Raw genomic sequence first — 24213 nt, 5'->3', positions numbered from 1 at the left:
AGGGCCCGGCAGGGGGTAACGGCCCGGGTTCTGATGCCGGTCACGTGGGCGTTCCCGCCATCGTGATCAAGGTTGGGAAACGCCCACGTTCACGGCTCCTATTGCGCCGGCGTGCCGTACACGCTGACCTCGGTGAGGTGGAAGGACAGGTTGGCGGTGTTGTGGGTGCCGATCACCCGGACGTATCGGGCCTTCGCCTCGGTGGTCATCGTGTCTCCGGCGTCGGTCGCGGCCTTGGGGCCACGACGGCCGCCGAGGGTGTACCAGGTGACGCCGTCGAGGCTGCCCTCCAGCCGGTACTCGTAGTAGCGCCCGCCTCCGACATAGTTGCGGACGTTGACGCGTGAGATGTCATTGACCGTCCCCAGGTCGACCTTCCACCAAGTGGTGTCCCAGGTCATCTGGCTGGCGAAGTACGGCGAGTTGGCCCGGTTGCCGTCGTTCACGTACTCGGGGCCTCGGTTCGCCTCCCAGCTCAGCGCCGTGACCGGTTTGCGGAGGCTCTGCAGCGTGTCCCCCGCGCCGTCGCGGGCGGTCGACGGGGCCGACGCGGGATCGGTCAGCACGGCGGTCGCCTGCTGGCCGGTGTCTCGGTTGGCCGCGCTGACGAACAGGCCGGCGTCGAGCGTGGCGCCGGTGCCCGGGACGCGGGCCGACCCGATCACCGACCAGTTCTTGCCGTCGCTGCTGCACGAGCCGGTGAGCCGGTCGCCGGACTTTCCGACGCGCACGCGTACGGGCGGGGTGAACCCACCCACTTCGGTGTACGAGTCGAGCTGCCCGTTGCCGTCGGAATCCCAGCTGAACACGCAGCCGTGACCGGGAGTGACGGCGATGTTCGCGTACCCGGTGGCCCCGGGGGTGGCCAGATCGTCGCTCACCACCAACCCTGACCGGGTCCACTCCGACGCGCCGTCCTGGCGCAGCACCGTGCTGGTGAGCTGCTGCCCGTCGGCCAGGGCGTCCGCGCGGTAGGCGGTGGCGAGCTCGTTGGTCTCCTTCCAGAGGTCCGCGCCGCTCGCCGCGATCGCGATCCCGTCGCTGGTGGGAGCGAACTCGGCCGGGGTGTTGCTCATCGTCTTGTACGACGCGGGCGCGGCTCCGGCGATCAGCAGGCGGGTCGAGGCCGTGTCCCGCCGGGCGACGTCGCCGGAGTCCCAGGAGGCGATGACGTCCAGCGCCGGAGTGCCGCCTGGGGCCTCACCTGCGGGAACGGTCACCGTCCAGGTCGCGGTGAGCTTGTCACGCGGAGCGACGTGGTCGGCGCTGATCGGGGAGGTCGCCTGCACCTGGTATCCGTCCGGGGCGTCGAGCTGGAGCGTCACCCGGTCGGTGGGCCGCGACGTGTTGTCGTTGGTGAACGCGGCGGTGACCTGTACGGTCCCACCCGGCTTGACGCCCTTACGGTCGACCCCGATGGTCACCGCGCCGTCGGGCAGTGCGGCCACGGTGCTCGCTTCGGCGTAGGCGTCGCCGCGTGGCTCGGAGGCGAGCTGGGTGCCGGCTTTGGCCCAGTCCTTGGCGACGGCCATCCAGTCGATCTTCTCGGGGTAATCCTTGCCCGAGCGCAGCGCGGTCTTCAGGCCGTCGAAGAACATCTGCCAGCGCTTCACGTAGTACTGCCCGACGAGACCGTTCATCTCCCTGCGGGCGTAGTCCTGCAGACGGGCGTCGGCGGACCAGATCGTGACCAGCGACTTGAGGTTGTAGTCGAGCGTCGCCGCCTCGGCCGGCGTGGCGGCCTGCCGGCGGGCTTCCTTCTGCCACGCCCCGAGCAGGAAGTTCTCGTCCGTGCCCAGCAGCCGGTCCATCTGCCGCATCTGGTCCATCCACTGGCCGGTGAGGCGCTCGAAGCGTTCGAGGTCCTTGGCCCGGTAGGCGGCGCGGATCTTGGGCAGCTGCAGCCGGCTGTGGTTGGCCAGCACCTGCCGCGCGACATCGACGAGGTCGTAGCGGTAGGCGCCGGAGCCGCGCAGGCCCTTGTCGATCTGGAGCAGCTCGTCGAGCGCCTTGTCGAAGGTGGCGATGTCGTACTGCAGCGGGTAGCCGGTGTTCGCCAGGCCGGGCTCGTCGTCGTACAGGCCGGTGACGTGCCGGGAGTCGGCGCCGGCGGGCCAGCTGTAGACGGTGTCGAGGAGGATCTGCCAGGCCGCCTTGGCGTGCGGATCCTCGCCGCCGTACCGGGCGGTGGCGTAGTCGGCGAACCACTGCCGCATGTCGACCGGGCTGTCCTGCCACGGCAGATCGGCGAAGAACGCGACCGCGGCCGGGTTGTTGTCGATGGCCTCCGGCATCAGCGCGATGCCGTTCATCGCCGTGCCGGGCTTGTCGCGCCAGGCGTGGAACTTCTGGTTCCACAGCGTCAGCCGGGCGCCGAGGTTGAAGTGACCGCCGAAGTTCCAGATGGTGCCGAACGCGTACCCGGTGCCGAGAAAGTCCTTGTCCCGGTCGGTGATGCCGGGTTCCTCGCTGATGCCGTCGACGATGAACATCTTGGTCCGGTCGATGGCCTGAAGCGTCGCCGGCAGCGGGTTGCTCTGCCATCCCAGGATCGTCCAGAGCGCCTTGGGATGGGCGGTGTTCAATGCCCGCTGTACCGCTTGTGACGCCTGTGCGACGTTGACCGTTCCGGCCGTGCCACCCTCGTGCAGCAGGTCCATCTTGTACATCGTGCTGTTACCGAACAGTTCGGTCTGCACCCGGTAGAACGTGGCCGCGACACGCGCGAAGACCGCGTTGGTCGGGTCGAGCCAGTGCGGGCGTTCGAGCTGGTTCCAGGTGCCCTGCGGGACCGTGTTGGCTCCCGGGTTGCGGGCCTTGAAGTCGGTCGGCACGGTGCCGAAGTAGCCGGGCAGCACCGGGACCATCCCCAGGGAACGCAGGTGGTCGGCCATCTTGCGGCCGAGGTCGACCCGTTGGTCGATGAGTTGCTGGGAGATCGGGCTGTCGGTGCAGCACATGTTCTGCAGCAGCCACCAGGACTGGTGGCCCGGCTGCGGGATCCACGCGCGCATCTGCTGGTCGGAGTAGCCGAACTTCATGAAGGTACGCTGGTAGACCGCCTCCTGGCCCTCGTAGACCAGCACCTCGTTGATGCCGTGCAGCGCGAGGACATCGATCCGCCGCTGCCACTCCGGCCAGCTCAGATACGCGCCCGCATAGCCCTGGTTGGTGTCGTTGAGTGCGAAGCGGTGATCCACCGAGGAGTCTCTGGCGATGGGTGCCGCGGGCAACGGGAGGTGCTCGGGCAGGTCGACCTGGGAGCCGTTGATCGCGATGTCGGCGTGGGCCACCTGGCGCAGGTAGTAGCCGAAGCCGGTCAGCTGAACCGCGGGCGTCGTGCCGGCGACGACGAGGCGGCCGTTGGAACCGTACACCTGGAACCGGTCTCGGCCCGTGCCCTTGACGATCGTGAGCAGAGTGACCTGCTTGGCGCGCGATGTCCCGATCAGCCGTTCGAGGGCCTGCGCCGCGGGGCCGCCGAACCCGGCAACCGTGTCGGCCGCCGCCTCGGGTGGGGAGACGAACGGCACGGTGAGCATCGTGAGCAGGACGGCGGCGAGTGCCGTCAGGAGCGTTCGCCATCGGCGCGGTAAGGGGCTGTGGGGTTCGCCGGAACGGATCATCGGGCGGCCACCTCCGAGGGGGGCGACTAAGGGGCCTACTATAGAGAAAGTTATGTAAAGACTTTTCGTAACGTCTTTGCGAAATATACTCAGCCGCAGGCGACCAGAGGTCAAGATCTCATGCCGGATATTCACGAACCGGACAGCAAGGGGCGCGGATGACGGAGGAGCGGCCGGCGGGCACACCCGTGCTGCGGAGGATGAACCGGGCCGCGGTGCTCGACGCGGTCCGACGGCGCGCACCCGAGCCTGTACGGCTCGCCGAACTCAGCCAGTTGACCGAGCTCACCCGCCCGACGGTCGCCCAAGCCGTGGAGGATCTGCTGGCCGCCGGCTGGCTACGGCAGCACGCGCCGCAGCCGGCCACTGTGGGCAGACCGGCGACGCGGTTCTCCCTGAACGGCCGGGCGGCACCCGTGCTCGGCCTGGACGTCGGCCCGCACACCGTGACGGCGGGGATCGCCGACCTGGCCGGTGAGCGCCTCGCGGTGATTCGCCGGACGGTCGGCCGGCGCAGCGCTCGGCACCTGCTCGAAGCCGTCGACGAGGCGACGGATGAAGCGCTGGCGACGGCCGGCCTGGCCGCCGAGCAGATCGCGGCGGTGACCGCGGCGACCCCGGGCATCGTCGAGGAGACCACCGGCCGGGTGCTGTTCGTCCCGAGTGTGCCGGGCTGGTCGGAGATCGACCTCGCCGGCCGCCTGCGGGCTCGTTTCAGGTGCGCGGTCACGGTGGAGAACGACGCGAACCTGGCCGCGCTGGCGGCGGCCCATCAGCGCACCGGCGCGGGCACCCTGCTCGCGGTTCAGTGGGGCGAGCGGCTCGGCGCCGGCGTCGTCATCGACGGACGGCTGCATCGGGGCGCGGGCCAGGCCGGTGAGATCGGCTTCATTCGCCCTGTCGACAACCGTCCCGACGCGCACCTTCCCAACGCTGACCCTCCTGACGCCGACCCTCCTGACGCCGATGCTCCCGACGCCGACCTTCCCGACGCGGCCGGGGACGGTCGTGGGCCGCTGGAGCGCGCGATCGGCGCCGAGGCGATCGTCAATCTCGCCCGCCGCCGCGCATCCGCGCATCCGGAGTCCAGGCTCGCCCGTGCGACGGACGCGGCTGCCGTCTTCGCGGCCGCCGCCGGGGGCGACCCGCTCGCCGCCGAGGTCGTCGACCGGGTCGCCGCCGTCTTCGCCGAGGCGATCGCGCCTGTGGTCCTTGTCCTGTCCCCACATGTGATCGTGATCGGTGGGGGCATCGCCCGGGCCGGCGCAGTCCTGCTGGACGCGATCGCCCGGCACCTCGAAGACCTGACCCTCACCCCGCCTGGCGTGGAACTGTCGGAGCTGGCCGAGGGCACTGTGCTCACCGGCGCGATCCAGATGGCCCTGGACGAGGTGTGGCGCGACACCCTGACCGTCTGCTGACCGAGGGTCTTCTGTGGCGACGAGGACGTTGACGGCCGAGGCCACGGCGAGCGATCCGCGCACCACCCTGGAATGGTGCGCTTCGGGATCTTGGGTCCGCTGGAGGTGTGGGCGGCGACGAGGTGCCATCGGCGCGATCTGCCGCGTATCTCCCTCCAGAAGAGCCAGGTGGATGCCCTGCAATTCCGGGGAGGGATCAGCGCCCAGGCACTCGATGAGGCGGGATCTGAGCTGCGTCGGAAGGCCGAAGCGGGACTGCCGGCGATCCGTCGCTCTCGCGATTCACGAGATCGGGATGTCGGGCACCGTGCCGATGCCCTCCGCCTCCAGAGTGATCGAACGCGCCGAGTCGGCGGGCGCGGGGAAGTAGACGTAGCTCCTGTTGACCTCGCCCTTGTCCAGGGACAGCACGGAGTTCTCCACGAACACGGTGCTCATCTTCAGCGGGAGGTACCGCGCCTGTGTCGCCGGGTCGAGCAGGCTGAACGTGCCGTAGTCGGAGCCTGAGGAGAACGCGTGCGACCCGCCGCTGAACGGTCCGGGCACCGGGATGAACGTCTCCGAGCTCTCCAGCGCGACATCGAAGGCCGCCACCAGGTAGGCGCCGTCGCGGTAGAACGGGTGAACGTCGACCCGCAGCCGGTTGTTGAAGCGCTTCACGCTCAACGAGCCCACCACCGGACCCGCGTCGGCGCGGAACGGGGCGGGGCTGTGGACCGAACCTCGCACCTTGTCCGCTGACGTTCTGCCTGCACGGCGGCCGGTCGTGGTGGTCGTGCCGGGCAGGTCCTGCTTGATCTGGTAGGAGATCTCGACGCGGCGGTTGCGGGCGCGGCCTTCGGGGTTGTCGCTGCCGTCCTTCTTGGTGTTGTCGGCGATCGGCTCGCTCTCGCCCTTGCCTGTGGCCTTGTAGACGTACGCGTCGCCGAGCTTGCCGGCGAGGTAGCGGCGCACCGCCTCCGCCCGCTTCATCGAGAGGTCCTGGTTGTAGGCGGGCTCGCCCTTGCTGTCGGTGTGCCCTTCGATGAGGATCGGCGGCTTGGCCGGGTCGGCCCGCACGCGCGTCTCCTCGACCACCTCGTCCAGCACGGTGGCCGCCTTGTCCGACAGATCCGCCTTGTCGAAGCGGAACAGCACGTCCGTGCGCAGCCCGATCGTCTCCTGGGTGCCCTGCTGCTCGGTCGTCTTCTGCGGGGTCTCGACCAGCTCGTTCACGTCGGAGACCCCTGACCAGATCTTGCCCGACGGCGGCACCACGGGCCACTGGAACGTCGAGCCGGGAGCGGACGTGTCCGTGTCGTCGCGCTGCCTGGCGACGGGCGGGGCCGCGCCGCCGGTGACCGGAACACCGGTGAACGGGGCCAGGGCCATGTCCGGCACGATCGAGACCTGCCGGACCCCGGCCGGCAAAGGCGGGAAGTACACCTCGACGGGATAGCGCACGCCGACTTGGAAGTCGTCGGGGTAGTTCTCCGTCGTGGCCGTGCCGTGGCGAGTGCCGAACGCCCTGCCCTCGGCGTCGTTCTCCCGCAGCGTGAAGTAGACCTTCCTGCCGACCGGGTCGAACAGCCGGAACTTGCCGAAGCTCACGCTCTGCGTGGGTAACCCGTCGTAGCCGAAGTCCCCACTGCGGGAGCCACCCTCGCCGGTGGCCGTGATCTCCATCTTGAGCACGGTGAGGTCGCGGTTGGTCTCAAGCGCTTTGACGTCCACCTTGAAGGGGTTGGAGCCGTACAGGCCGACCAGCCCTTCCCGTACGAGGCCCCCGGCAGGAGTCGCGTTCGCCGACGGCGAGACCGGCGGGGACGCGGTTTGCCGCGTGGGCGTGGTCGCAGTCCCGCTTCCGGCGTTCTGGGCGGGCGTTTCGCACGCGCAGAGCATCGCGGCCGCGAGCAGGAGGGCCGTCGTACGGAGGCGCACATCCATATGAATCTCCGCCAGGCGATCAAGATCGGTCAGCTGTAGGGATCCTACGCGCGCCTCGCGTTCTCGTTCGCCTCATTGCCGGGGTTTCAGTAGACATGTGTCATTCGAAGAACTTGAGGCTGTACCCGATGTCAGTGTTGGGGCCGGGCACGTTCGCCCGCCGGTAGGTGGTCTTGCTCCACCAGACGGCCGTGCCGGTGTACCAGTACCGGTTGGACCACTCGTACGGCGTGCCCTTGGCCACAGCGTGGTACATGGTCGGGAACCGGTTGCCGGACGGCGGGCTGGTGGCGATGTCGCCGCGCTCCAGCACGAACGTGTGGTGGCCCGGGCCGTCCACGTGCAGCGTCGGGGTCCAGCCGTCCATCATGTACGCCGCGTACGAGCCGAACAGGCACCCGTTGCTCTTGTACCAGTCCCACACGTTCGTCGGATCACCACCGGAGCGCAGCCGCAGATCGGCGAGGCAGTACTTGCTGCTCCAGCTGCCGTTCGCAGAGTACACGATGTGCAACTGCCCGTTCGGGTCGAGGATCGGCTCGGGAGCCTCGTTGATGAACGGGTTGCCGACGACCCGCTCCCACGGTTCGCGCGGCTGGGAGATGATGTAACGGCCGCCGGTGGCCGTGGTCGGGCCGCTCATCCGGGCGATGTAGAGGTTCTGCTCGACGTTGGTGTCGCCCGCCCAGCCGGACCACACGAACCAGCGCTGGCCGTTGAAGGTGAACGGCGTGCCGTCGATGGCCCACTTGTCGCCGGGCAGGGCGACCTTCGTCGCGGCGGAATAGCCGGAGTCGGCGGTGGCGGAGCTGATGTGGTACATCCGGTGGGCGGCGCTGCGGCCCGCCGAGAAGTAGATGTGGTACTCGCCGTTGTGGTGCACGATCTCGGGCGCCCACACCTCACCGAGGTTGCCGGTGTCCTTCCACACCTGGCGCGGGGGCGCGGCGGCGATCCCCTCGAGAGTGGTCGCCGTCCGTACGGCGACGCCGCCGTTCACCGACTTGGCCGCTACATAGAGGTCGCCGACCCGGATGACGCTGGGGTCGGCACCACCCAGGGTGGTGCGGCCGAGGGCTACGGACTTCTTGGCGGGTTCGGCGGCTGGTGCGGCGTTGGCGGGAGAGGCGGCGGTGCCGCCGACGGCGGTCAGGGCGAGGGCGATGACCACCGGTCGAAGAGCATGTCTACTCATGAGGCTCCTTTTACCCGCGGGCCGCCCAGACGAAGTCACCTGCGGCGAGATGTGGGGCGCGACCGGCTCGATCCCCGGCTACGAGACATTCGGTTCCGGCGCGGTGATCGACCAAGTGCTCCACTGCTGATCGCCGTGTATCGGCTCCTCCTGATCAGCGAGCCAGCAATGCGTCGATCTCGGCCATCTGAGCCGGGGCCAGCGGGCCACGCTCGAGGGCCGCCGCGTTCTCCTCCGCCTGAGCGATCGACTTGAATCCAGCTCCTCGACCCGGGTGACGACGCGGTCCGGCGGATGCGTGCCCTGTACGCGGAACGCGGGGCGGCCCTCGTCCGGGCGGCGCGTCAAGAGCTCGACGGCGTCCTGTCGGTGACACCCGCCCACGCGGGCCTGCACGTGGTTGGCTGGCTGCCCGAAGACATCGGTGATAGGCAGGCAGCCTTCCGGGCCGCGGCGTATGGCGTGGACGTGCAGCCCTTGTCCGCGCACGCCCAGGAACCGGCCAAACGTCCGGGGCTGCTCCTCGGCCACGCGGCGACGCCTGAGCCCTACATCGTCACCGCTGTCCACCGCCTCGCGGCATCCCTGACCGCGTCAGCCCGGGTCACGCAGTCACGAAGGTCAGCACACTTCGAGCGGGAAGCGTGACGGTGAAGGAACCGTTCGACACGCTGGTCGTACCCTGAGGTGCGACGTTCCTGCTCCCGTCGGTCAGCCAGGACGAGACTCTGGACGCGGTGCCGTTCGCCAGGGTGAATTGCTGGCTCACCGCAGAGGTCCCCTTGTTGATGGCGACGACGACCGTGGAGTCACCGCCCCGGTACGCCGAGACGTACACGTTCGACGCCGGGTTCGCCGTCGCCTCGATCCGCACGTATCCGGGGCGGACGAACCTGGCGAAATGCGCCATGTTAGCGCCGCGCTTGCTGATCTGGCCATCCTCCCGCATAGGCCCGTAGCTGCGCCGGATATACCACCAGATGTACGCCTGGAACTCGGCGTTCACCATGGCGCGGTGGATGTGCTCCCCCACATCGAGCGCCTGGGGCCAGAGGTCCGCCGAATCGGTGCTGTTGGGGTAATAGACCTCGGTCATCCAGAGTTCTTTGCCCGCACCCTTCTGCTTGAAGAGGGGATAGGGGAAGTTCGCGAACGAGGTGCCGTAGAGGTGCGCCCCGATGATGTCCACGTTGGCGAGCGCCGTGGGGTCGTTGAGGATCGGGTCCGACATGTTCTTGAGGTACTGGAAGGACTCGGGCGCGATGACCCTGGTGCTGATCGAGCCGGCGTTCTCCCGCAAGAACCGCACCATTTCGGTGGGGGTCCACCACGTCCAATCATGCGCGTAGTCGGGCTCGTTCTGCACTGATATGCCGTACAGGTTCACCCCGTTGTTCCGCATGAACGCGGTGAAGTCGTTCAGGTGCTGGGCATAGGCGCCGTACATGTCGTATCTGAGGCGTCTCGCGTTGGTCTGACTGCCACGGACGAAGGTCTCGACCATGCGGGCGGGGGGATTCCAGGGGGACGCGATGACGGTCGCCCCGAGTTCGATCGCGCGCCTCGCCGTCGCCAGGTCGCGGCTCCAGTCCGCCTGGTTCTCGGGGAGGGGGATCCTCAGCACGGAGAATCCCAGCCGGCCCTCGCCGGTGCCGAACGCCGTGTCCCGCTGGGCAGCCGTGAGGTCGCCGATCCAGGCCGTGTGGGTCATGCCGCCGAAGCCTCGGATCGTCTGCCGCCGTGCCGACGGATCGATGATCACCGCGGCGGCAGCCGTCGCGGCCGCGGCCGCCGAGGCCCCCGCGGCCGACGCCGCGACGGTGAGGACCGGCAGAGCCCCCATCGTCGCCAGGACGCTTCTCCGGCTCAGCGATCCTCGCTCGCCGCTGACAGGCTCATTCCGCCCTTGCGCCATGTCTCCTCCTCTTGGCCATGTGCCGAGTCCGCGCATTTCCGGTCCCGTTGGCCCGGTCGGCGCCCGTTCTGCCGCACTATGGGAGCGCTCCCATTGACATGGGAACAATGCTCGACCAGGCAGAGTGGGGTTACGTTCTCATCGAGTCACTTCGATGAAGCTCACATAGGTCAGGTCATTGCCGGCAACCCTTCCGAGAGCGCCGATTGTTCGCGCTAACATCTCTTGCAGGAAGGTAAGTCCATGACTGCGACTCGTCAACCGTTCACATGGCAGAAACCTAATTAAGATCAACTAGCGGCGCGCCAGAGGGCGATGAGTGACGGTTGAACCCAGCGCCAGGTCGGTATATCGCCCCTGGTCATGCGGCTGGACCGCACCAAAGAGCGGGAATGCGGGCCCGCCGACCACCGCGATGCGCCGGCAACTCAACTGAGGCAAGAATGCGCTGGCACGGCCACGTCCTGAGCCGCAAATTAACTCTGAAGGCAGCGCAAGTTACCCACTGCCAACGGGGCTATTTCTGTGAAACTTTCACCTGCGCAGACAGTGCGGCTCGATCTTCCCGGAGGCGAAACTTCAGAAGGGAAGACGTTCCCGTGCCAACGCCTTGACGTTCACCGCAAAGGCGTATGCGGTGGAGACCGACGCCTCAGGCCGCCTGTCGGCCCTCCGTAGCTAGACTGCCGCCATGACCATGGAGTCGTCTCCCCTCACCATCGCCCAGCTCGCCGAGCTGGCCGGAGTCTCCACCGCGACGGTCTCCAAGGTAGTGAACGGCCGGTCCGCGGTGTCGTCCGAAACCCGCGCCGCCGTGGAAAGGCTCATCCGCCAGCACGGCTATCGGCGGCAGCGCCGCCGATCCCCCTCGATGGCCGTGGTGGAGCTGGTCTTCCACGCGTTGGAGGGCGACTATCCCGTCGAGATCACCAACGGCGTGGCGGAGGTGGCTCGTGAGCACGAGCTCATGGTGGGAATATCGGATCTCCGCCGCGACCACACCGCTGGAGACGCGTGGGTGGAGGGTGTGCTGCGACGCCGTCCGAGCGGAGTGATCGCCGTGTTCTCCGGTCTGACGGAAGCCCAGCACGAACAGCTCACCCGCCGCGAGATCCCGCTGGTCCTGCTGGATCCGGCCGACGCTCCCGGCAAGAACATCCCGTCGATCGGTGCGGGCAACTGGAACGGCGGGCTTTCGGCCACCCGCCATCTCCTGGAGCTCGGGCATCGCCGCATCGCCATCATCACCGGGCCGGACTCCGCGCTGTCCAGCCGGGCCCGTCTCGACGGCTACCGCACCGCTCTGGACATGGCCGGCGTGTCCGTCGACCAGCGGTTGGTCGCCCGTGGGGACTTTTTCATCGAGGGCGGTCTGGCAGCGGCGCAACGCCTGTTGCGCCTGCCCGACCGGCCGACCGCGATCTTCGCCACGAACGACGGTCAGGCCATCGGCGTCTACCATGCGGCTCATCAGCTCGGCCTGCGCATTCCGGACGATCTCAGCGTGATCGGCTTCGACGACATGCCTTCGGTACGGTGGGCCATCCCGCCGCTGACCACCATCCGCCAGCCCCTCAGACAGATGGCCTCCGCGGCCACCTCGATGGTGCTGAAGCTCGCCCATGGCGAGCCGCTGTCACACAGCCGCATCGAACTCGCCACTGAACTCGTCGTCCGCGACAGCACCGGCCCTCCCGCACGCCTGAGCTGACGCCTGGCCTCCGGGGCAGCGGGGCGGCCGCCTGCTCACAGATGAGCGTCAGGCCGGCGACGGGCCGCTGCTCTCCCGCGCGATCAGCTCCGGCTCGTTCCAGGTAGGAAGGGACAGGGCGGCCTCCGGCTGCAGCCTGCGGAGCAGCAGACCGAAACACGCGCGGCCGAGACCCTCGAAGTCGAGCCGTACGGTGGTGAGCGAGGGGTGGAGGTAGGCCGACGCCGGGGTGTCGTCGAAGCCGACCACGCTGAGGTCGCCGGGGATATCCCGTCCGGCCTCGCGCGCGGCCCGCATGACGCCCAGGGCAAGGTCGTCGTTGCCGCACAGGATGGCGGTCACCGAGTGGTCCGCCAGCAGGGAGCGCACCGCGAGGTATCCGGAACGGGGAGTCCAGCCGGCCCGCAGGGGCTCGGGCAGAGGTCGTCCGGTCGCCCGCAGCGCGTCCTGCCAGCCACGGGTCCGCTGCGAAAGCGCGCTGGTGGAGGATGGGATGGCCACGTAGTGGACGGTCTTGTGCCCCAGGCTCAGCAGGTGGCGCGTCGCGTGCGCCGCCGCGGCCCGGTCATCCAACCAGACCTGCCATGAGTCGTCGCCCGAGCCGTTGTCGGGGCGTTCAACCGCGGCGGTCACCAGCACGTCCGGCGGCAGCGCGCGTAACGCGCGCACGCCGGGCCCGTCGTAGGCGATCACCATGACGGGCTCCTGAGGCCGGTTGAGGCGCAGAGCGATGTCGTTGCTCGCGCCCGGTTCCAGCACACTGATGCCCACCGAGAAGCCGGCCGCCCTGGCCGCCTCCTCTATGCCGCGCAGCGTGGCGGCGGCGCCGAACAGGGCGGTGTCCGAGGTGAGCACGGTGACCCAGCTCACCGGGCCGCCGGCCAGCGTCCGGGCGAACCGATTGGGCCGGTAGCCGAGCTCGGCGATGACCCGCATCACCTTGGCCCGGGTTGACTCGCTCACGCGGGTCTTGTCGTTGATGACGCGGGAGACGGTCTGCTGGGAGACACCTGCCAACCGGGCGACATCCCAGATGCTCGCGGACCGGCCTGGAGGAATGTCGTTCGGTGGCATGTGACCGGTAACCCCCAAAGATGTCGAGGGCCTTCACGTTGTAGGTGTCGGCCGCCTCCGTCAAGGGGCGACGGAGGGAGCCGGTCCGCGCGAGTTTCCGCGAACCGGCTCTCAGGAGGTTGGTCAGCTACGGATCGTGCCGCCGCCCATGGGAGGCGGGGTGGAGCCGCCGTTGAGGGCGTTCAGGACGGCGTTGTAGGCGGGTTTCTTGTTGTAGTTGCCATCGAAGAGCAGGGGTGTGTCGCCGCTGCGCCATGAGTATTTGTCGGTGACCCCCCAGACGGTGATGCCGGTGCAGCGGGAAACCGCCATGCAGGCCTGGGTGACGCGGCGGTAGGCGTTGGCCTGGGCCGAGCCGGAACCGCCGATGTCCAGCTCGGTGATCTGCACGTCCACGCCGAGCGCGGCGAACTGGGCGATGTTCTGCTGGTAGTTGGCGGGCGGGTTCCCGAAGTGCGACTGCAGGCCCACGCAGTCGATGGGCACGCCGCGGGCTTTGAAGTCGCGAACCATGTTGTAGACGCCGCGGGTCTTGTTGGCGTTGGCGTCGTCGATGTTGTAGTCGTTGTAGCAGAGCTTGACGTTGGGGTCGGCGGCGCGTGCGGCGCGGAAGGCCTCTTCGATGAAGCCGTTGCCGAGCTTCTGGGTGAACACCGAGCTGCGCAGCGTCCCGACCGCGCCACCGTCGGCGAAGGCCTCGTTGACCACGTCCCAGGCGTAGATCTTGCCCTTGTAGTGGCCCATCACCTGGTTGATGTGGTTGATCATCGCCGAGCGCAGGTCGCCGGCCGACATGTTGCCGTTCACCCACCTGGGCAGTTGAGAGTGCCAGACCAGGGTATGGCCGCGGATCTTCATGCCTTTGCTCGCGGCGTGGTTGGCGATCTGGTCGGCCGGGCCCCAGTTGAACGAGCCACGGGAGGGTTCGATGGGGCCCCACTTCATCTCGTTCTCGGGGGTGACCCCGTTGAACTCTCTGTCCCACGTCGTCACATACACCGACTCGCCGAGATGACCGGCCGCCACCGCGGCGCCGAAATAGCGCCCGCTTTGCGCCGCCGCCGCGCCCAATGTTCCCGCGGCGGCGCCTGCGGGAGTGGTGACAGCCAGTGCGGTGAGTACGCCGATCGCGCCGGTGAGCAGCGCTCGGGCGCCCGATGCGAGTTTGAGCTTTTCCTTCATGTCTGAGCCTCCGCTAGGGGATGCGAGAGAGGGTTCAGAAATCCGCGCGAATCCAGCACGCGGCCTGCCGCCTGGATCGCGTCACGGGCTGCGCTCCTGCCGTCCACCACCAGCCTCGGCAGAAGGCACCCCCGTTCGGAGACTCAGTGTGGAAACCGGCCCGAAACATGTCAAGGCTCAGCCGAAAGTTTCGCTGCTCCCGTTCTCTCGCCTTGTGGAGAGCCTGCCGCGACACTGCGCGTTCGCGGCGGCCCTGCCACCGACAGCGGCGATGAACGTTTCATCAACGCCGGCCTCGTGTACGGCGGCTGATCTCCGACCGGCGAAGGGAGTCATTCCCAGCACCCGCACTGTTTGCGCCTTGATGGGCGGCAGTCCTTTCGCGCGACTCCATCAGCGACCAGTACGGCTGGTCCTTGACATGCTCCGGGAAATCTCTAGAGCTTGTGTTACCGATAACGCAAGCCCAGCACGACCGCGTTCGCCACCGCCGACGGCACCTTCGAGTGGGCTGAGGTGTGGTGCGGCGTGCCGACCGGCCGGCGCCCGCACCCTCGCGACCGTTCCTCCCATCGACGTACGCCGACATCGAGTTGGCAGAGGGAGTTTCACGATGTCAAGACATAGACCCTTAGTGGCCGCCTTAGCAGTCGTGGTGCTCGCCGTCCTGGTGGCCGCAGGTGGTCCGGCGCTGAGCGCCAGCCTCAGCACGACCACCACGGACACGGTCAGTGCCCTGGCGCCCTCTACGGGATGTGGCAAGGCACCAGGGCTGGCGAGTGGTACGCGTTCGATCCAGACCGGCGGCAAGAATCGCAGCTATATTCTGAAGATCCCCGACAGCTACGACATGAACCACCCCTACCGGCTGGTCTTCGGGTTCCACTGGCTGGGTGGCACCGCCACCGATGTCGCCACAGGTCAGACCGTGCAACGGGACGTCTGGGCCTACTACGGGCTCCTGCGCCTGGCGAACAACACCACGATCTTCGTCGCGCCCCAGGGCTTCAACAACGGCTGGGGCAATGCCAACGGTGAAGACCTGACCTTCGTCGACGACATGGTCAGGCAGATCGAGGGAGCTCTCTGCGTCGACACCACACAGCTGTTCGCCACGGGTTTCAGCTACGGCGGCGCCATGTCGTACGCGATCGCGTGTTCCCGGGCGAACGTCTTCCGCGCGGTCGCGGTCCAGTCCGGCGGCCAGCTCAGCGGCTGCGGCGGCGGCACCCAGCCCATCGCCTACATGGGGATCCACGGCATCAGGGACAACGTGCTCAACATCTCCGGCGGACGATCTCTTCGCGACCGGTTCGTCAGGAACAACGGCTGCACCGCCCAGAACCCGCCCGAGCCGGCGCAAGGCAGCCTGACGCACAGAGTCACGACCTACTCGGGTTGCTCGGCCGGGCATCCGGTCGTATGGGCCGCGTTCGACGAGGGTCACATCGCCGCCCCACAGGATGGGGCCGGCGGCGACAGCGGCTCCAGGACCTGGGTTCCGGCAGAGGTGTGGAAGTTCTTCACCCAGTTCCAGAGCGGGCCGACACCGACGCCGACTCCCACGCCGACCCCCGTTCCGGGGGCGTGTTCGGCCACGATCGAGACGGTCAACAGCTGGGAGGGCGGGTTCCAGTCGACGGTGACGGTTCGGGCGGGCAGCGCACCGGTCGACGGCTGGACCGTGAAGTGGACCTGGCCCGGTGGGCAGAGCATCAGCAGCCTGTGGAACGGCACGCAGAGCGGATCCGGCTCCGCCGTGACGGTCAGCAACGCCGCCTACAACGGCTCCATCGCCGCGGGCGCGTCCACCACCTTCGGCTTCACCGCCAACGGCACCGCGGCCACTCCCACCGCCACCTGCACGGCCCCGTAACCGACGCCGGTCGATCACGATCGGCCGGCGTGTTCGCGAGCGGAAAGCCCTGCCCGCGCAGAGAGTACGAATCCTTCTACAACTAACACCGGCCCCACCGGACTCTCCGCGCCGCGACTCCCCTGCGCCCGCTCCCCCAACCGATCATCGCACCGGAACAGCTGAACGGCCTCGACGTCCGCCGGCGCGATCGACTCGGCGGCATCCTCCACGAGCACCAAAGCGCCGCCTGAGCTGCACAGATGAGGCTTTCGGCACGTACAGGGTCAGTTCACCGTGAACGCGCCGGTGGCCCCGCCTCGGGTTCTCCGCGGCCATGCGCAAGGTGAGGTTTTGACCGCGGCTGCGCTGGGTGGCCGTCCGGGACGGCGACGATTGCTGTGGTCCCACTTACTCGCCACGAGACTGCGGTGCCAGGCCAGCAGGGTGGCCGAGGTTATCAAGAAGATCTCCGCCCAGCGATGGCGAGGGATCAGACGCACAAGCGCCGCCAACCACAGACGGTCGGCCCCTTCGTAGTGCACCCGCGGGATCTGCCGGCGTAGGACCGCGTTCTGATGACGCAGGACCAGCAGTTCCGCCTCCTTGGAAACACTCCTGCGGACCAGCAGCGCGGGCAAAGACAGCAGACGACGGGTGACGGCGTACACCGTAGACAAGATCGCGCGTCATGATCCCAAGCAACCCGGACCAGCCACTCGGCACCCCTGCCTCTGCCCTGGAAGCGATTCGAGTTCTTGAGCCCCACAGGACCCGACTTCATCGCGCTGACATCGGTGGAGGGCGATGCCTGCCCGATGACAGCGATAAGACAGCGCGTTCTGTCATTGTCCTGAACATCGCCACGAGGAGGACCCATATGCGTCGGATCCTGCCGATAGTGACTTTGCTGATCTTGGCGCTGGTCCCGGCGCCGAACGCGGTGGCCACCAAGGGCGCGCGGTCTGGGCTGCAGTGCGCCTCGTACTTCATCATCGGGCTGCGCGGCTCCGCGCAGGCCATGAACGATCCGCTGGGCATGTCCGGGGTGACGGGGGTGTACGCCCAGGAAGCGCTGACCGTCCTGCCGGCGGACCAGACCAAGACGTACTCCCTGCCCTACCCCGCGGGCAACGTCAGCCTGAAGGCGTTCCTGCCGTCGGTGAACGATGGGAAGTGGATCCTGACGATCGCCATACGCCGGTTGGTACGCATGTGCCCGGGGATGAACATCGGCCTGATCGGATATTCGCAGGGCGCGATGGTGATCAACCAGGCGCTCCCCATGCTGGACGCCGAGGAGCGCAAGGCCATCCGGGCGGTGCTGATGATCTCCGACCCCCAGAGCGGCGGGGACACCTCCTACGACGCGACCGTCGGGGCCGACAACGGCCTGCCCAACACACGCGTGGGCGGCGGCATCCTAGGCAGGAAGGTCCTGCCCGCCGACATCCAGGACAGGACCACCGACTTCTGCATCGTCGGCGATCCGATCTGCGACGCGCCGGAGGAGAAGACCCCCGACTGGGCCGTCACGGTGGGTCTGTTCCTGTGGCAGATCCACACCCAGGACTATCCGGTCTGCTGCCAGGAACTGCTCGTCTACAGGGCGATGGCGGTCGCCTTCGCAAGGCGGCTGCAGCAGTCGCCCTCCTCCCCGCCCGTACTCAAGCCGATGCCGCCGCTGCCCGAGGGATTCTGCCCGTCGCTGCAGTCCGGCGTACGTAAGGCGGGCACGCCCACAGCCCTGGCCGGCTGCGGTGGCCGGCCCGCTCCCGACGTCAAGGAGGCCCAGGCGTGAACCACCTCACGCGCCGCTACGTCCTGCGCGCCGCCGGCGTGACGATCCTGGCGGGGGTGACCGGGGCTGCGACTCCCCCGAAACAGACGCTGACCGGCCAGGAGATCGAGATGGTCCTCCAGGTCGCGCGATTAGGCGCGGTCTATCCCGTGCCGTTCCCCGACGAGCACGGGGTGTCGCGGGCCACCGCCGAGCGCCTGCGGGGCCGCCTGCCTGAGCTCGCCCCCACACGCTTCCAGCTCGTACGGGACGCGGTACGCGACCTCGCGGCGGCCGGTCTGACCGACGCCTCCCGCGACCGGCTGCTCGACGGGCTGGCCCATAAGGCCGCCGACAAGGGCGGCGATGCGCTGACGGCGCTGACAGCGCTGGCCGTGGCGACGGTGTCCACGGACTTCAGCCCCAACGACGACACCGCGGCCGTGTTCTGGCTCGGTGGGCTGCGGCAACGCCATCTCCGGCTGAAGGGGGACCGACGTTCATGAGACTTCTTCCTGAGCATGAGGAGGCGCTGAGGCGCGGGAAGGAGGCCGTGCTCGGGGCGTTCGCCGCCGTCCCCGGCACCACCGCGTTCGGCTACGGGTTCCGTCGGCGCGGTGGAGAGCTGACCGACGAGCCCGTGGTCATCGCGTCGGTGGCCAAGAAGCGCCCGCAGGGGTACGTGGCGCGCAGCCGCCTGCTGCCCAGAACGGTCGAGGTGGACGGCCGCAAATGGGGTGTGGACGTCATCCAGGCCGGCCCGTACTCGTTCGGACGCACGGGCAAACCTACGGGCGGCCGGCGGGGCCCGGCGGCCCAGGACGCCACGCTGCGGAAAACCGCGAACCAGGGCGTCGGGATCGGCAACGAGAGGACAGATGACTGGGGCACGTTCGGCTGCCTCGTCCGCGATCTGTCCAACGGCGGAGCCCCTTCCATCCTGACCGCCGGGCACGCGGTCGGATCGACGCACGGCGCTGTCCCGGGCGATGTCATCGTGCAGGGGACCTGGGCGGGAGGAACCGGCCCCGCCATCGGGGAGCTGACCCGGTTCACCAGTCTGCGCAAGGACGGCCGCAACCTGGTCGACGCGGCGGTCGTCAAGATCACCGACCTGGACAACTTCGACGAGTTCACCACCAGCGAGAACCAGGAGATGCCACGTATAGGCGTCCGCCATCCGCTGATCGGCATGCTCGTCGGCATGGCCTCCGACTACTCGGGGCTGTGCACACGGATCGGGCCCATCCTGGCCGAGATGAACGTCCGGCCGTACCTGGACCTGGGCGACCCCGACTTCCCCGTCACCTGCGACGTGATCGACTTCGACATGAAGGTGGACAAGGCGGGCGCCGGTAGCTGGTACACCTCCAGCATCGTCGTCGGCCTCGGCGTGACCCCGGTGGACCTCGGTTTCCTGACGAACCACGACTTCTACATGTTCGACGACATGGTGCAGGTCGACACCGGGTTCTGCCTGCACGACGGCGACGCCGGCGCGGCCGTGTGCCTGGGCGGTGACGGCAGGACCCGGATCGACTGGACCCAGGTGAACTGCTCCTTCCTGGAAGGGGCCGGCGAGATGTACGACCTGCCGCTGGTGGGGGACGAGAAGCTCGCCGACCGGTTCCGCGACGACTTCCTGCTGCGCAGCCGGGTGGGCCGGATGCTGGTCCGCCTGTTCTACGTCAACTTCCAGGCGCTCGTCGACCGCGTGAAGGGCAAGGAGGCCAGCGCCCTGGAGAAGGACTACGCCAAGCATCTGTACGAAACGTACCGATCGGTTCTGGAGACCGTCCTGACCACGCCCGACACCCCTGACCGGGTGATCACCTCACAGCACGTGAGCGACGTCGGCAAGGTGGTGGACGGCCTGCGCCCGCGACTGTCGGCCCAGGAGTACAACGCCGCCAAGCAGATCCACGCGCTCTTCGCCCAGACCGTGGGCATGAACCGGCAGCAACTCCTCACGATGATGAACGGCGACGACCTCTACCAGAAGATGCACACCATCCTCAGCCGGGTGCCGACCGTCCAGTACCTTGGCCCGGTCGGGGCGGATGCCTGAGGCCACGGCCGCCACGGCCTACTCGGCTCAGGTCCAGGACAGGCTACGCGGGCTGGTGGCCGGGCTCCCCCGGCCGGCCCGCGACCTGGTGACCGGGTTCGTCGACCGGCCGGGCAAGCGCCTGCGCTCGACGCTGCTCGGCGCCGCCGCGCGGTGCGGCCCGCACGACAGGGAACGGGTCGTGCGGCTCGGCGCCGTGGTGGAGCTGCTGCACCTGGCCTCTCTGGTGCATGACGATGTGATCGACCGGGCGCCGACCCGCCGCGGCGCCCCTGCCGCGCACCTGGTTGCCGGGCCGGAGCTGGCGGTGCTGGCCGGGCTGTCCTGCCTGGCCCTGGCCGGTACGGAGGCCGCCGACCTGGGCACCGGCCCGAACCGGCTGATCAGCGCGGCCGTCGCCCACCTGGCTCAGGGCGAGCTGCTGGACGTGGAACGCGCCTTCGACACCACGTACACACTCGCGGACTACGACGAGCTCGTCGAGCGCAAGACCGGCGCGCTGTTCCGGCTGTGCTGCGTGCTCGGGGCGGCGGAGGCGCGGCTGGGACCGCCCCGGGCCGAGGCGCTGGCCGCCTTCGGCCGCCAGCTGGGGGTCGCCTTCCAGATCCTGGACGACTGCCTCGACCTGGCCGGACCGGCCACCGGTTCCGGCAAACCCGCCGGAACCGATCATCTGCTCGGGCTCTTCGGCGCCCCGACGCTGTGCGCGCTGCGTGACGCGCCGTCGGGCGAGCTGGCCGCGCTCCTGCTCGACCCGGCCCTCACCGCCGCGGACCTGCCGCGCGTACGTACGCTCGTCATCGCCTACGGCGGCATGAGCGCCGCCCACGATCTGGCCCGCGCCGCCCACGACGAGGCGCTCGCCGCCCTCGCCGCCCTCGGCGACGGCGGCGCGGGCCGCCAGGCGCTGCTCAGCGTCGCCACCTCGCTGTGGCGGGAGGCCCCATGCTGACCCGCCGCGCGGACGTGCTGGTGGTCGGGGCGGGACCGGCGGGCGGCGCGACGGCCGCGGCGCTGGCCCGGCACGGGCTGCGCACCCTGCTGGTGGACGGCGGCGAACCGGGCGCGACCCACGACGTCGCGCTCAGCGCCTCCGCCATGGACTCCCTGCGCGCCCTTGGAATCGCGGGCTTCGACGGGGTATGGCCAGTGGAGGGGGTCGATGTCCGGTTCGGCGACGGCCCGGCCCGTCCGCTCCCCGGTGTCGGCGCCGCCGTCTGCGACCGTGAGTGGCTTCGTACGCGGTTGCGCGGGCTCGCCACCGATCTCGGCGCGGCCCTGCTGCCGGGGCGCATGACCCGCTGCGAACCGCACCCCGACGGGCACCGGGCGATGATCGCCGGAGGCGCCGACGAGGTGGCGGTCCTGGCCCGGCATGTCGTCCTCGCGACGGGCTCGCTGCCCGGCAGGCGGCCGCACGGCGAGGGCATGGCCGTCGTCCAGCGGTTCGCTCTGCCGGAGCGGGATTCCCGGATGCTGCTCCATCTGACGCCCCCCTCCCCTGCCGATCCGCACGAGCGCCCCGCCGGGATCTGGATCCTGCCCGCGGGACCGGGAAGGTGCACCGTCGGCGCCGTCCGCGTCGGAGACCGCCAGGAGAGCGCGGCCGATCTGCTGGCCTCGGCGATCGAGCGGCTCGCCGGGGCCGACCCCGCGTTCGCGACGGCCCGGCCCCTCGGTGAGCTCGTGTCCGGGCCGGTCAGCACCGGATTCGCCCCCGCGCTCGCCGGGTACGAGGGCCGGCTGCTGGTCGGGGACGCCGCCGGGCTGGTCAACCCGTTCACCGGCGAAGGGCTCGGCTACGCGGTGCAGAGCGCGCTGCTGGCGGCCGACGCCATCGCCGCACATCCGGACGATCCCGGCGCCGCGCGCGAGGCGTACGTACGGCGGCTGGCCCGTGCGTACGTCGGCCACTTCGAGACCGCCCGCCACGCGGCCCGCCGCTACCATCTGGCCTGGCGCGTCCTGGCCGCCACCGCGCACAGCGACCAGCCGATCTTCGCCCTCGCCCGGCGAGGGGTGCTGTCGGCCGGGGAGGCGGCCGAGCCGGTCGAGCTGAACCCGGACGACCGGCTGTACCTGGGCCCGTTCCTGGCCGCCTGCGCCGAGACGGCCGTGTCCGCCGTACGCGAGGAGTGGCCCTTCATCGCGCGGCTGCTCACCACAGGGTCGGGGCTTCGCCCGGCGTCGCTGCTGCTGGCCGGGGTCGTCGCGGCCGGAGCGCACCCCCGGGCCGAGCTGGCGGGGGCCGGCGCGGCGATGGACCTGGCCGCGCTCGGCGCCCTGTCCCTGATCGGCGCGCCGGAAGCGGGGGCACCGGACGCGGGCGCGACGATGCGGGGGCGAGCGCGCGGGGTCGACTGGGAGTCCGCCGTCACCGTGCTGGCCTGCGACTTCCTGCTGTCGCAGGCCGCCCGCCTGGTCGCGGAGTCGGCTCCGGAGGCGTCCTGGGCGTTCGCCGACTGGCTGGCCGAGCTCACCAGGATCAGGGCCGAAAGGATCGCCGAGCCGGGCACGACCGACGCCAGCGACCTGTTCGCCGCGCTCTTTGAGTTCCCCGTACGGATCGGGGCGCAGCTCGGCGGCGCCGGCACGGCGGTCATGGAGGCGCTCAGGGAGTTCGGCGCGCACTGCGGACGGGCGTTCCTGCTGGCCGAGGACGTTCTGGCGCTGCGCGGGGGGCCGACCCGCCTGGCCACCACCACCCGGGCGATGCTCGCGGCGCGGACCTCGATGATCCCCCAGCTCCTGGGCATGCCCGGCCTCACCGGCGCGAACGAGCCGCACGGGCGGGCGACCGCGCTGGCCGCGGCGGCGCGGGCCTGCCGCGCCGAGATCGACCTCGCCCTGCGCGCCGCCAGCCGCGTCCCCGTCGCGCGCGCGACGCGTATCTTGCGCGCGCACGTTCTGACGATCAGCGCCTCGATCGATGCCCCGTCCGCGGACGTCATGGAAAGGATCACCCCCGATGAGACGTGCGACTGTCCTTAAGGTGGCGATGGCGGCGTTACTGACCGTTCCGCCCTATATCGCCGCAGCGCCGCCCGACCCCTCGGCCCTGGCCGCCTCCGCCGCCGACCGCCTCGTCGCCGACCGGCCGGAGCTGATCCACCGCTCCGGCCAGGACGAGCTCGTGCGGGGCCGCGTGGTGTCCGGGGCTCACGGGCTGCGCTATGTCCCGTACGAGCGTACGTACGCGGGCCTGCCCGTACGCGGCGGAGACTTCGTCGTGGTCACCGACGCGGATGGCCGCGTCCTCAGCACCTCGGTCAACCAGAAGCAGGCACTGTCGGTGGAAACCCGGCCGGAGGTGTCCGCGCAGAACGCGGGCGCGGCGGCCCGCCGCGAGGTAGGCACGGGAAGCGACATGACGCCGCCCACGCTGACGGTCCTGGCGCGCGGCGGCGGCGTGCTGGCGTACGAGACAGTGATCACCGGCGTCAAGGGCACGCGCCCGAGCCGGATGCGCGTCCTCGTCGACGCCCGCACCGGCAAGGTGATCGACTCCTGGGACGAGGTGCTCGACGGCGTGGGGAACAGCTTCTACCACGGCCAGGTCTCCTTCGACACGACCCGATCGGCCACCCTGTACGGGATGTCCGATCCCGTACGGTCGGGAGTGCGCTGCGGCGGCATGGACGGCCGCACCTACACCGACCCCGACGACGACTGGGGCAACGGCACCGGCACCGACCTGGTCACCGCCTGCGTGGACGCCATGCACGCGGCGCAGGGGGGCTGGGACATGCTGGAACGGTGGCTGAGCAAGCCCGGCGGGTTCGACGGCTACGGCCGCAGTTTCCCGATGCGTGTCGGGTACGACGACGCGAACGCGTACTACGACCAGTTCAAGACGGTTTTCGGCCGCAACAGCAGCAGAACGCGGCAGGCGACGTCGACCGACGTCGTCATGCACGAGCTCGGGCACGCCATCTTCGACTTCACGCCCGGCGGCCCGCGGGGCACGCGCGAGAAGGGCGGGCTCAACGAGTCGACCGGCGACATCTTCGGGACGGTGACCGAGTGGTACCTGAACGAGCCGGCGCAGCTGGACCCGCCGGACTACCTGATAGGCGAGCAGGTCGACCTGGTCGGCTCGGGGCCCATCCGGAACATGTACGACCCGTCACTGACCGGCGACCCCAAGTGCTTCAGCGAGGCCGTCCGGATCATGGAGGTGCATGCCGCCGCCGGTGTGCAGAACCACTGGTTCTACCTGCTGGCCGAGGGATCCGCCCCCGTCGACGCCGCCCGGCCGGGCAGCCCCACCTGCAACGGCTCGGTCGTGCACGGCATCGGCGTCCAGAACGCGGCCATGATCTACATGGAGACCCTCAACCGCAAGCTGTCCGACTGGCCACGAGGATGTCCGCCGCGCCTCGATGGAGGCGGGGCTGCAGCTGTTCGGCTGTGAGGGGCTGCGAGCCGTACGCGACGCGTGGAACGCCGTCAGCGTCCCC

17 protein-coding genes are annotated in these 24213 nt (G+C 69.5%); 11 read left to right on the top strand and 6 right to left on the bottom strand.

Features of this window, described 5'->3' with window-relative positions:
- Positions 1 to 98: 98 nt before the first annotated feature.
- Positions 99 to 3626: an alpha-N-acetylglucosaminidase TIM-barrel domain-containing protein gene (locus AB0C30_RS31220; RefSeq protein WP_357951384.1), complete on the bottom strand. Its 3528-nt coding sequence runs from the start codon at positions 3624 to 3626 to the stop codon at positions 99 to 101.
- Positions 3627 to 3784: 158 nt separating this feature from the next.
- Here AB0C30_RS31220 and AB0C30_RS31215 point away from each other — a divergent pair, with 158 nt between their 5' ends.
- Positions 3785 to 5047 (top strand): ROK family transcriptional regulator, encoded by a 1263-nt coding sequence (locus AB0C30_RS31215; protein WP_357951382.1) that lies wholly within the window; start codon positions 3785 to 3787, stop codon positions 5045 to 5047.
- 282 nt (positions 5048 to 5329) lie between these two features.
- Here AB0C30_RS31215 and AB0C30_RS31210 read toward each other — a convergent pair whose 3' ends face one another.
- Both AB0C30_RS31210 and AB0C30_RS31205 read right to left on the bottom strand, forming a co-directional pair.
- Complete coding sequence (locus tag AB0C30_RS31210) at positions 5330 to 6973, bottom strand: OmpA family protein (protein ID WP_357951380.1); 1644 nt, start codon at positions 6971 to 6973, stop codon at positions 5330 to 5332.
- A 100-nt stretch (positions 6974 to 7073) separates the two neighbouring features.
- Positions 7074 to 8168, bottom strand: a complete 1095-nt coding sequence (locus tag AB0C30_RS31205; RefSeq protein ID WP_357951378.1) for a glycoside hydrolase family 43 protein — start codon at positions 8166 to 8168, stop codon at positions 7074 to 7076.
- Here AB0C30_RS31205 and AB0C30_RS31200 point away from each other — a divergent pair.
- Together AB0C30_RS31200 and AB0C30_RS31195 are read left to right on the top strand one after the other, a co-directional pair.
- On the top strand, positions 8167 to 8298 hold the full coding sequence (locus AB0C30_RS31200; protein ID WP_357951376.1) for a hypothetical protein: 132 nt from the start codon (positions 8167 to 8169) through the stop codon (positions 8296 to 8298). The two genes, AB0C30_RS31205 and AB0C30_RS31200, sit on opposite strands and share 2 nt — an antisense overlap.
- A gap of 164 nt (positions 8299 to 8462) precedes the next feature.
- Complete coding sequence (locus AB0C30_RS31195; RefSeq protein ID WP_357951374.1) at positions 8463 to 8816, top strand: hypothetical protein; 354 nt, start codon at positions 8463 to 8465, stop codon at positions 8814 to 8816.
- Here AB0C30_RS31195 and AB0C30_RS31190 read toward each other — a convergent pair.
- Positions 8773 to 10011 carry a glycoside hydrolase family 30 beta sandwich domain-containing protein gene (locus tag AB0C30_RS31190; RefSeq protein WP_357951372.1) on the bottom strand — a complete coding sequence of 413 codons (1239 nt, stop codon included), beginning with the start codon at positions 10009 to 10011 and terminating at the stop codon, positions 8773 to 8775. The two genes, AB0C30_RS31195 and AB0C30_RS31190, sit on opposite strands and share 44 nt — an antisense overlap.
- Before the next feature lie 763 nt (positions 10012 to 10774).
- Here AB0C30_RS31190 and AB0C30_RS31185 point away from each other — a divergent pair.
- A complete protein-coding gene (locus AB0C30_RS31185; RefSeq protein ID WP_357951371.1) occupies positions 10775 to 11794 on the top strand; it encodes a LacI family DNA-binding transcriptional regulator in 1020 nt (339 codons plus the stop codon).
- Positions 11795 to 11842: 48 nt separating this feature from the next.
- Here the strand turns inward: AB0C30_RS31185 and AB0C30_RS31180 are convergent, their stop codons facing one another.
- Both AB0C30_RS31180 and AB0C30_RS31175 read right to left on the bottom strand, forming a co-directional pair.
- Complete coding sequence (locus tag AB0C30_RS31180) at positions 11843 to 12868, bottom strand: LacI family DNA-binding transcriptional regulator (protein ID WP_357951370.1); 1026 nt, start codon at positions 12866 to 12868, stop codon at positions 11843 to 11845.
- A 123-nt stretch (positions 12869 to 12991) separates the two neighbouring features.
- Entirely contained in the window at positions 12992 to 14050 is a 1059-nt protein-coding gene (locus AB0C30_RS31175) for an endo-1,4-beta-xylanase (RefSeq protein WP_357951367.1), read from the bottom strand.
- Between the two features lie 634 nt (positions 14051 to 14684).
- Between AB0C30_RS31175 and AB0C30_RS31170 the strand changes: the two genes are divergently transcribed.
- From AB0C30_RS31170 to AB0C30_RS31140, 7 genes are all read left to right on the top strand, one after another.
- Positions 14685 to 15926: a cellulose binding domain-containing protein gene (locus AB0C30_RS31170; RefSeq protein ID WP_357951366.1), complete on the top strand. Its 1242-nt coding sequence runs from the start codon at positions 14685 to 14687 to the stop codon at positions 15924 to 15926.
- 880 nt (positions 15927 to 16806) lie between these two features.
- A complete protein-coding gene (locus AB0C30_RS31165) occupies positions 16807 to 17706 on the top strand; it encodes a cutinase family protein (protein WP_357951364.1) in 900 nt (299 codons plus the stop codon).
- The gene (locus AB0C30_RS31160; RefSeq protein WP_357951363.1) at positions 17703 to 18191 is read left to right on the top strand and encodes a hypothetical protein; all 489 of its coding nucleotides are present in this window, start codon (positions 17703 to 17705) and stop codon (positions 18189 to 18191) included. Before AB0C30_RS31165 ends, AB0C30_RS31160 begins: the two co-directional genes overlap by 4 nt.
- Entirely contained in the window at positions 18188 to 19753 is a 1566-nt protein-coding gene (locus AB0C30_RS31155) for a hypothetical protein (protein WP_357951361.1), read from the top strand. The genes AB0C30_RS31160 and AB0C30_RS31155 overlap by 4 nt, the downstream gene beginning before the upstream one ends.
- Complete coding sequence (locus AB0C30_RS31150) at positions 19746 to 20705, top strand: polyprenyl synthetase family protein (protein WP_357951359.1); 960 nt, start codon at positions 19746 to 19748, stop codon at positions 20703 to 20705. Before AB0C30_RS31155 ends, AB0C30_RS31150 begins: the two co-directional genes overlap by 8 nt.
- Complete coding sequence (locus AB0C30_RS31145) at positions 20699 to 22744, top strand: lycopene cyclase family protein (protein ID WP_357951357.1); 2046 nt, start codon at positions 20699 to 20701, stop codon at positions 22742 to 22744. The genes AB0C30_RS31150 and AB0C30_RS31145 overlap by 7 nt, the downstream gene beginning before the upstream one ends.
- Positions 22722 to 24167 carry a M4 family metallopeptidase gene (locus AB0C30_RS31140; protein WP_357951356.1) on the top strand — a complete coding sequence of 482 codons (1446 nt, stop codon included), beginning with the start codon at positions 22722 to 22724 and terminating at the stop codon, positions 24165 to 24167. Before AB0C30_RS31145 ends, AB0C30_RS31140 begins: the two co-directional genes overlap by 23 nt.
- The last annotated feature ends 46 nt before the right edge of the window (positions 24168 to 24213 follow it).

The sequence above is a fragment of the Nonomuraea sp. NPDC048901 genome, assembly GCF_040649695.1.
In the GTDB taxonomy this organism is placed as follows: Bacteria; Actinomycetota; Actinomycetes; order Streptosporangiales; family Streptosporangiaceae; genus Nonomuraea.
Note: the sequence above shows the minus strand (reverse complement) of the source record. Positions and strands in the feature narration are given on the sequence as shown.

Coding starts and splice junctions, on each gene's coding strand:
- AB0C30_RS31185 (WP_357951371.1), top strand. CDS start 10,775: ATGACCATGGAGTCGTCTCCCCTCACCATCGCCCAGCTCGCCGAGCTG.
- AB0C30_RS31220 (WP_357951384.1), bottom strand. CDS start 3,626: ATGATCCGTTCCGGCGAACCCCACAGCCCCTTACCGCGCCGATGGCGA.
- AB0C30_RS31205 (WP_357951378.1), bottom strand. CDS start 8,168: ATGAGTAGACATGCTCTTCGACCGGTGGTCATCGCCCTCGCCCTGACC.
- AB0C30_RS31215 (WP_357951382.1), top strand. CDS start 3,785: ATGACGGAGGAGCGGCCGGCGGGCACACCCGTGCTGCGGAGGATGAAC.
- AB0C30_RS31190 (WP_357951372.1), bottom strand. CDS start 10,011: ATGGGGGCTCTGCCGGTCCTCACCGTCGCGGCGTCGGCCGCGGGGGCC.
- AB0C30_RS31180 (WP_357951370.1), bottom strand. CDS start 12,868: ATGCCACCGAACGACATTCCTCCAGGCCGGTCCGCGAGCATCTGGGAT.
- AB0C30_RS31140 (WP_357951356.1), top strand. CDS start 22,722: ATGAGACGTGCGACTGTCCTTAAGGTGGCGATGGCGGCGTTACTGACC.
- AB0C30_RS31150 (WP_357951359.1), top strand. CDS start 19,746: ATGCCTGAGGCCACGGCCGCCACGGCCTACTCGGCTCAGGTCCAGGAC.
- AB0C30_RS31210 (WP_357951380.1), bottom strand. CDS start 6,973: ATGGATGTGCGCCTCCGTACGACGGCCCTCCTGCTCGCGGCCGCGATG.
- AB0C30_RS31155 (WP_357951361.1), top strand. CDS start 18,188: ATGAGACTTCTTCCTGAGCATGAGGAGGCGCTGAGGCGCGGGAAGGAG.
- AB0C30_RS31145 (WP_357951357.1), top strand. CDS start 20,699: ATGCTGACCCGCCGCGCGGACGTGCTGGTGGTCGGGGCGGGACCGGCG.
- AB0C30_RS31175 (WP_357951367.1), bottom strand. CDS start 14,050: ATGAAGGAAAAGCTCAAACTCGCATCGGGCGCCCGAGCGCTGCTCACC.
- AB0C30_RS31195 (WP_357951374.1), top strand. CDS start 8,463: ATGCGTGCCCTGTACGCGGAACGCGGGGCGGCCCTCGTCCGGGCGGCG.
- AB0C30_RS31200 (WP_357951376.1), top strand. CDS start 8,167: ATGAGGCTCCTTTTACCCGCGGGCCGCCCAGACGAAGTCACCTGCGGC.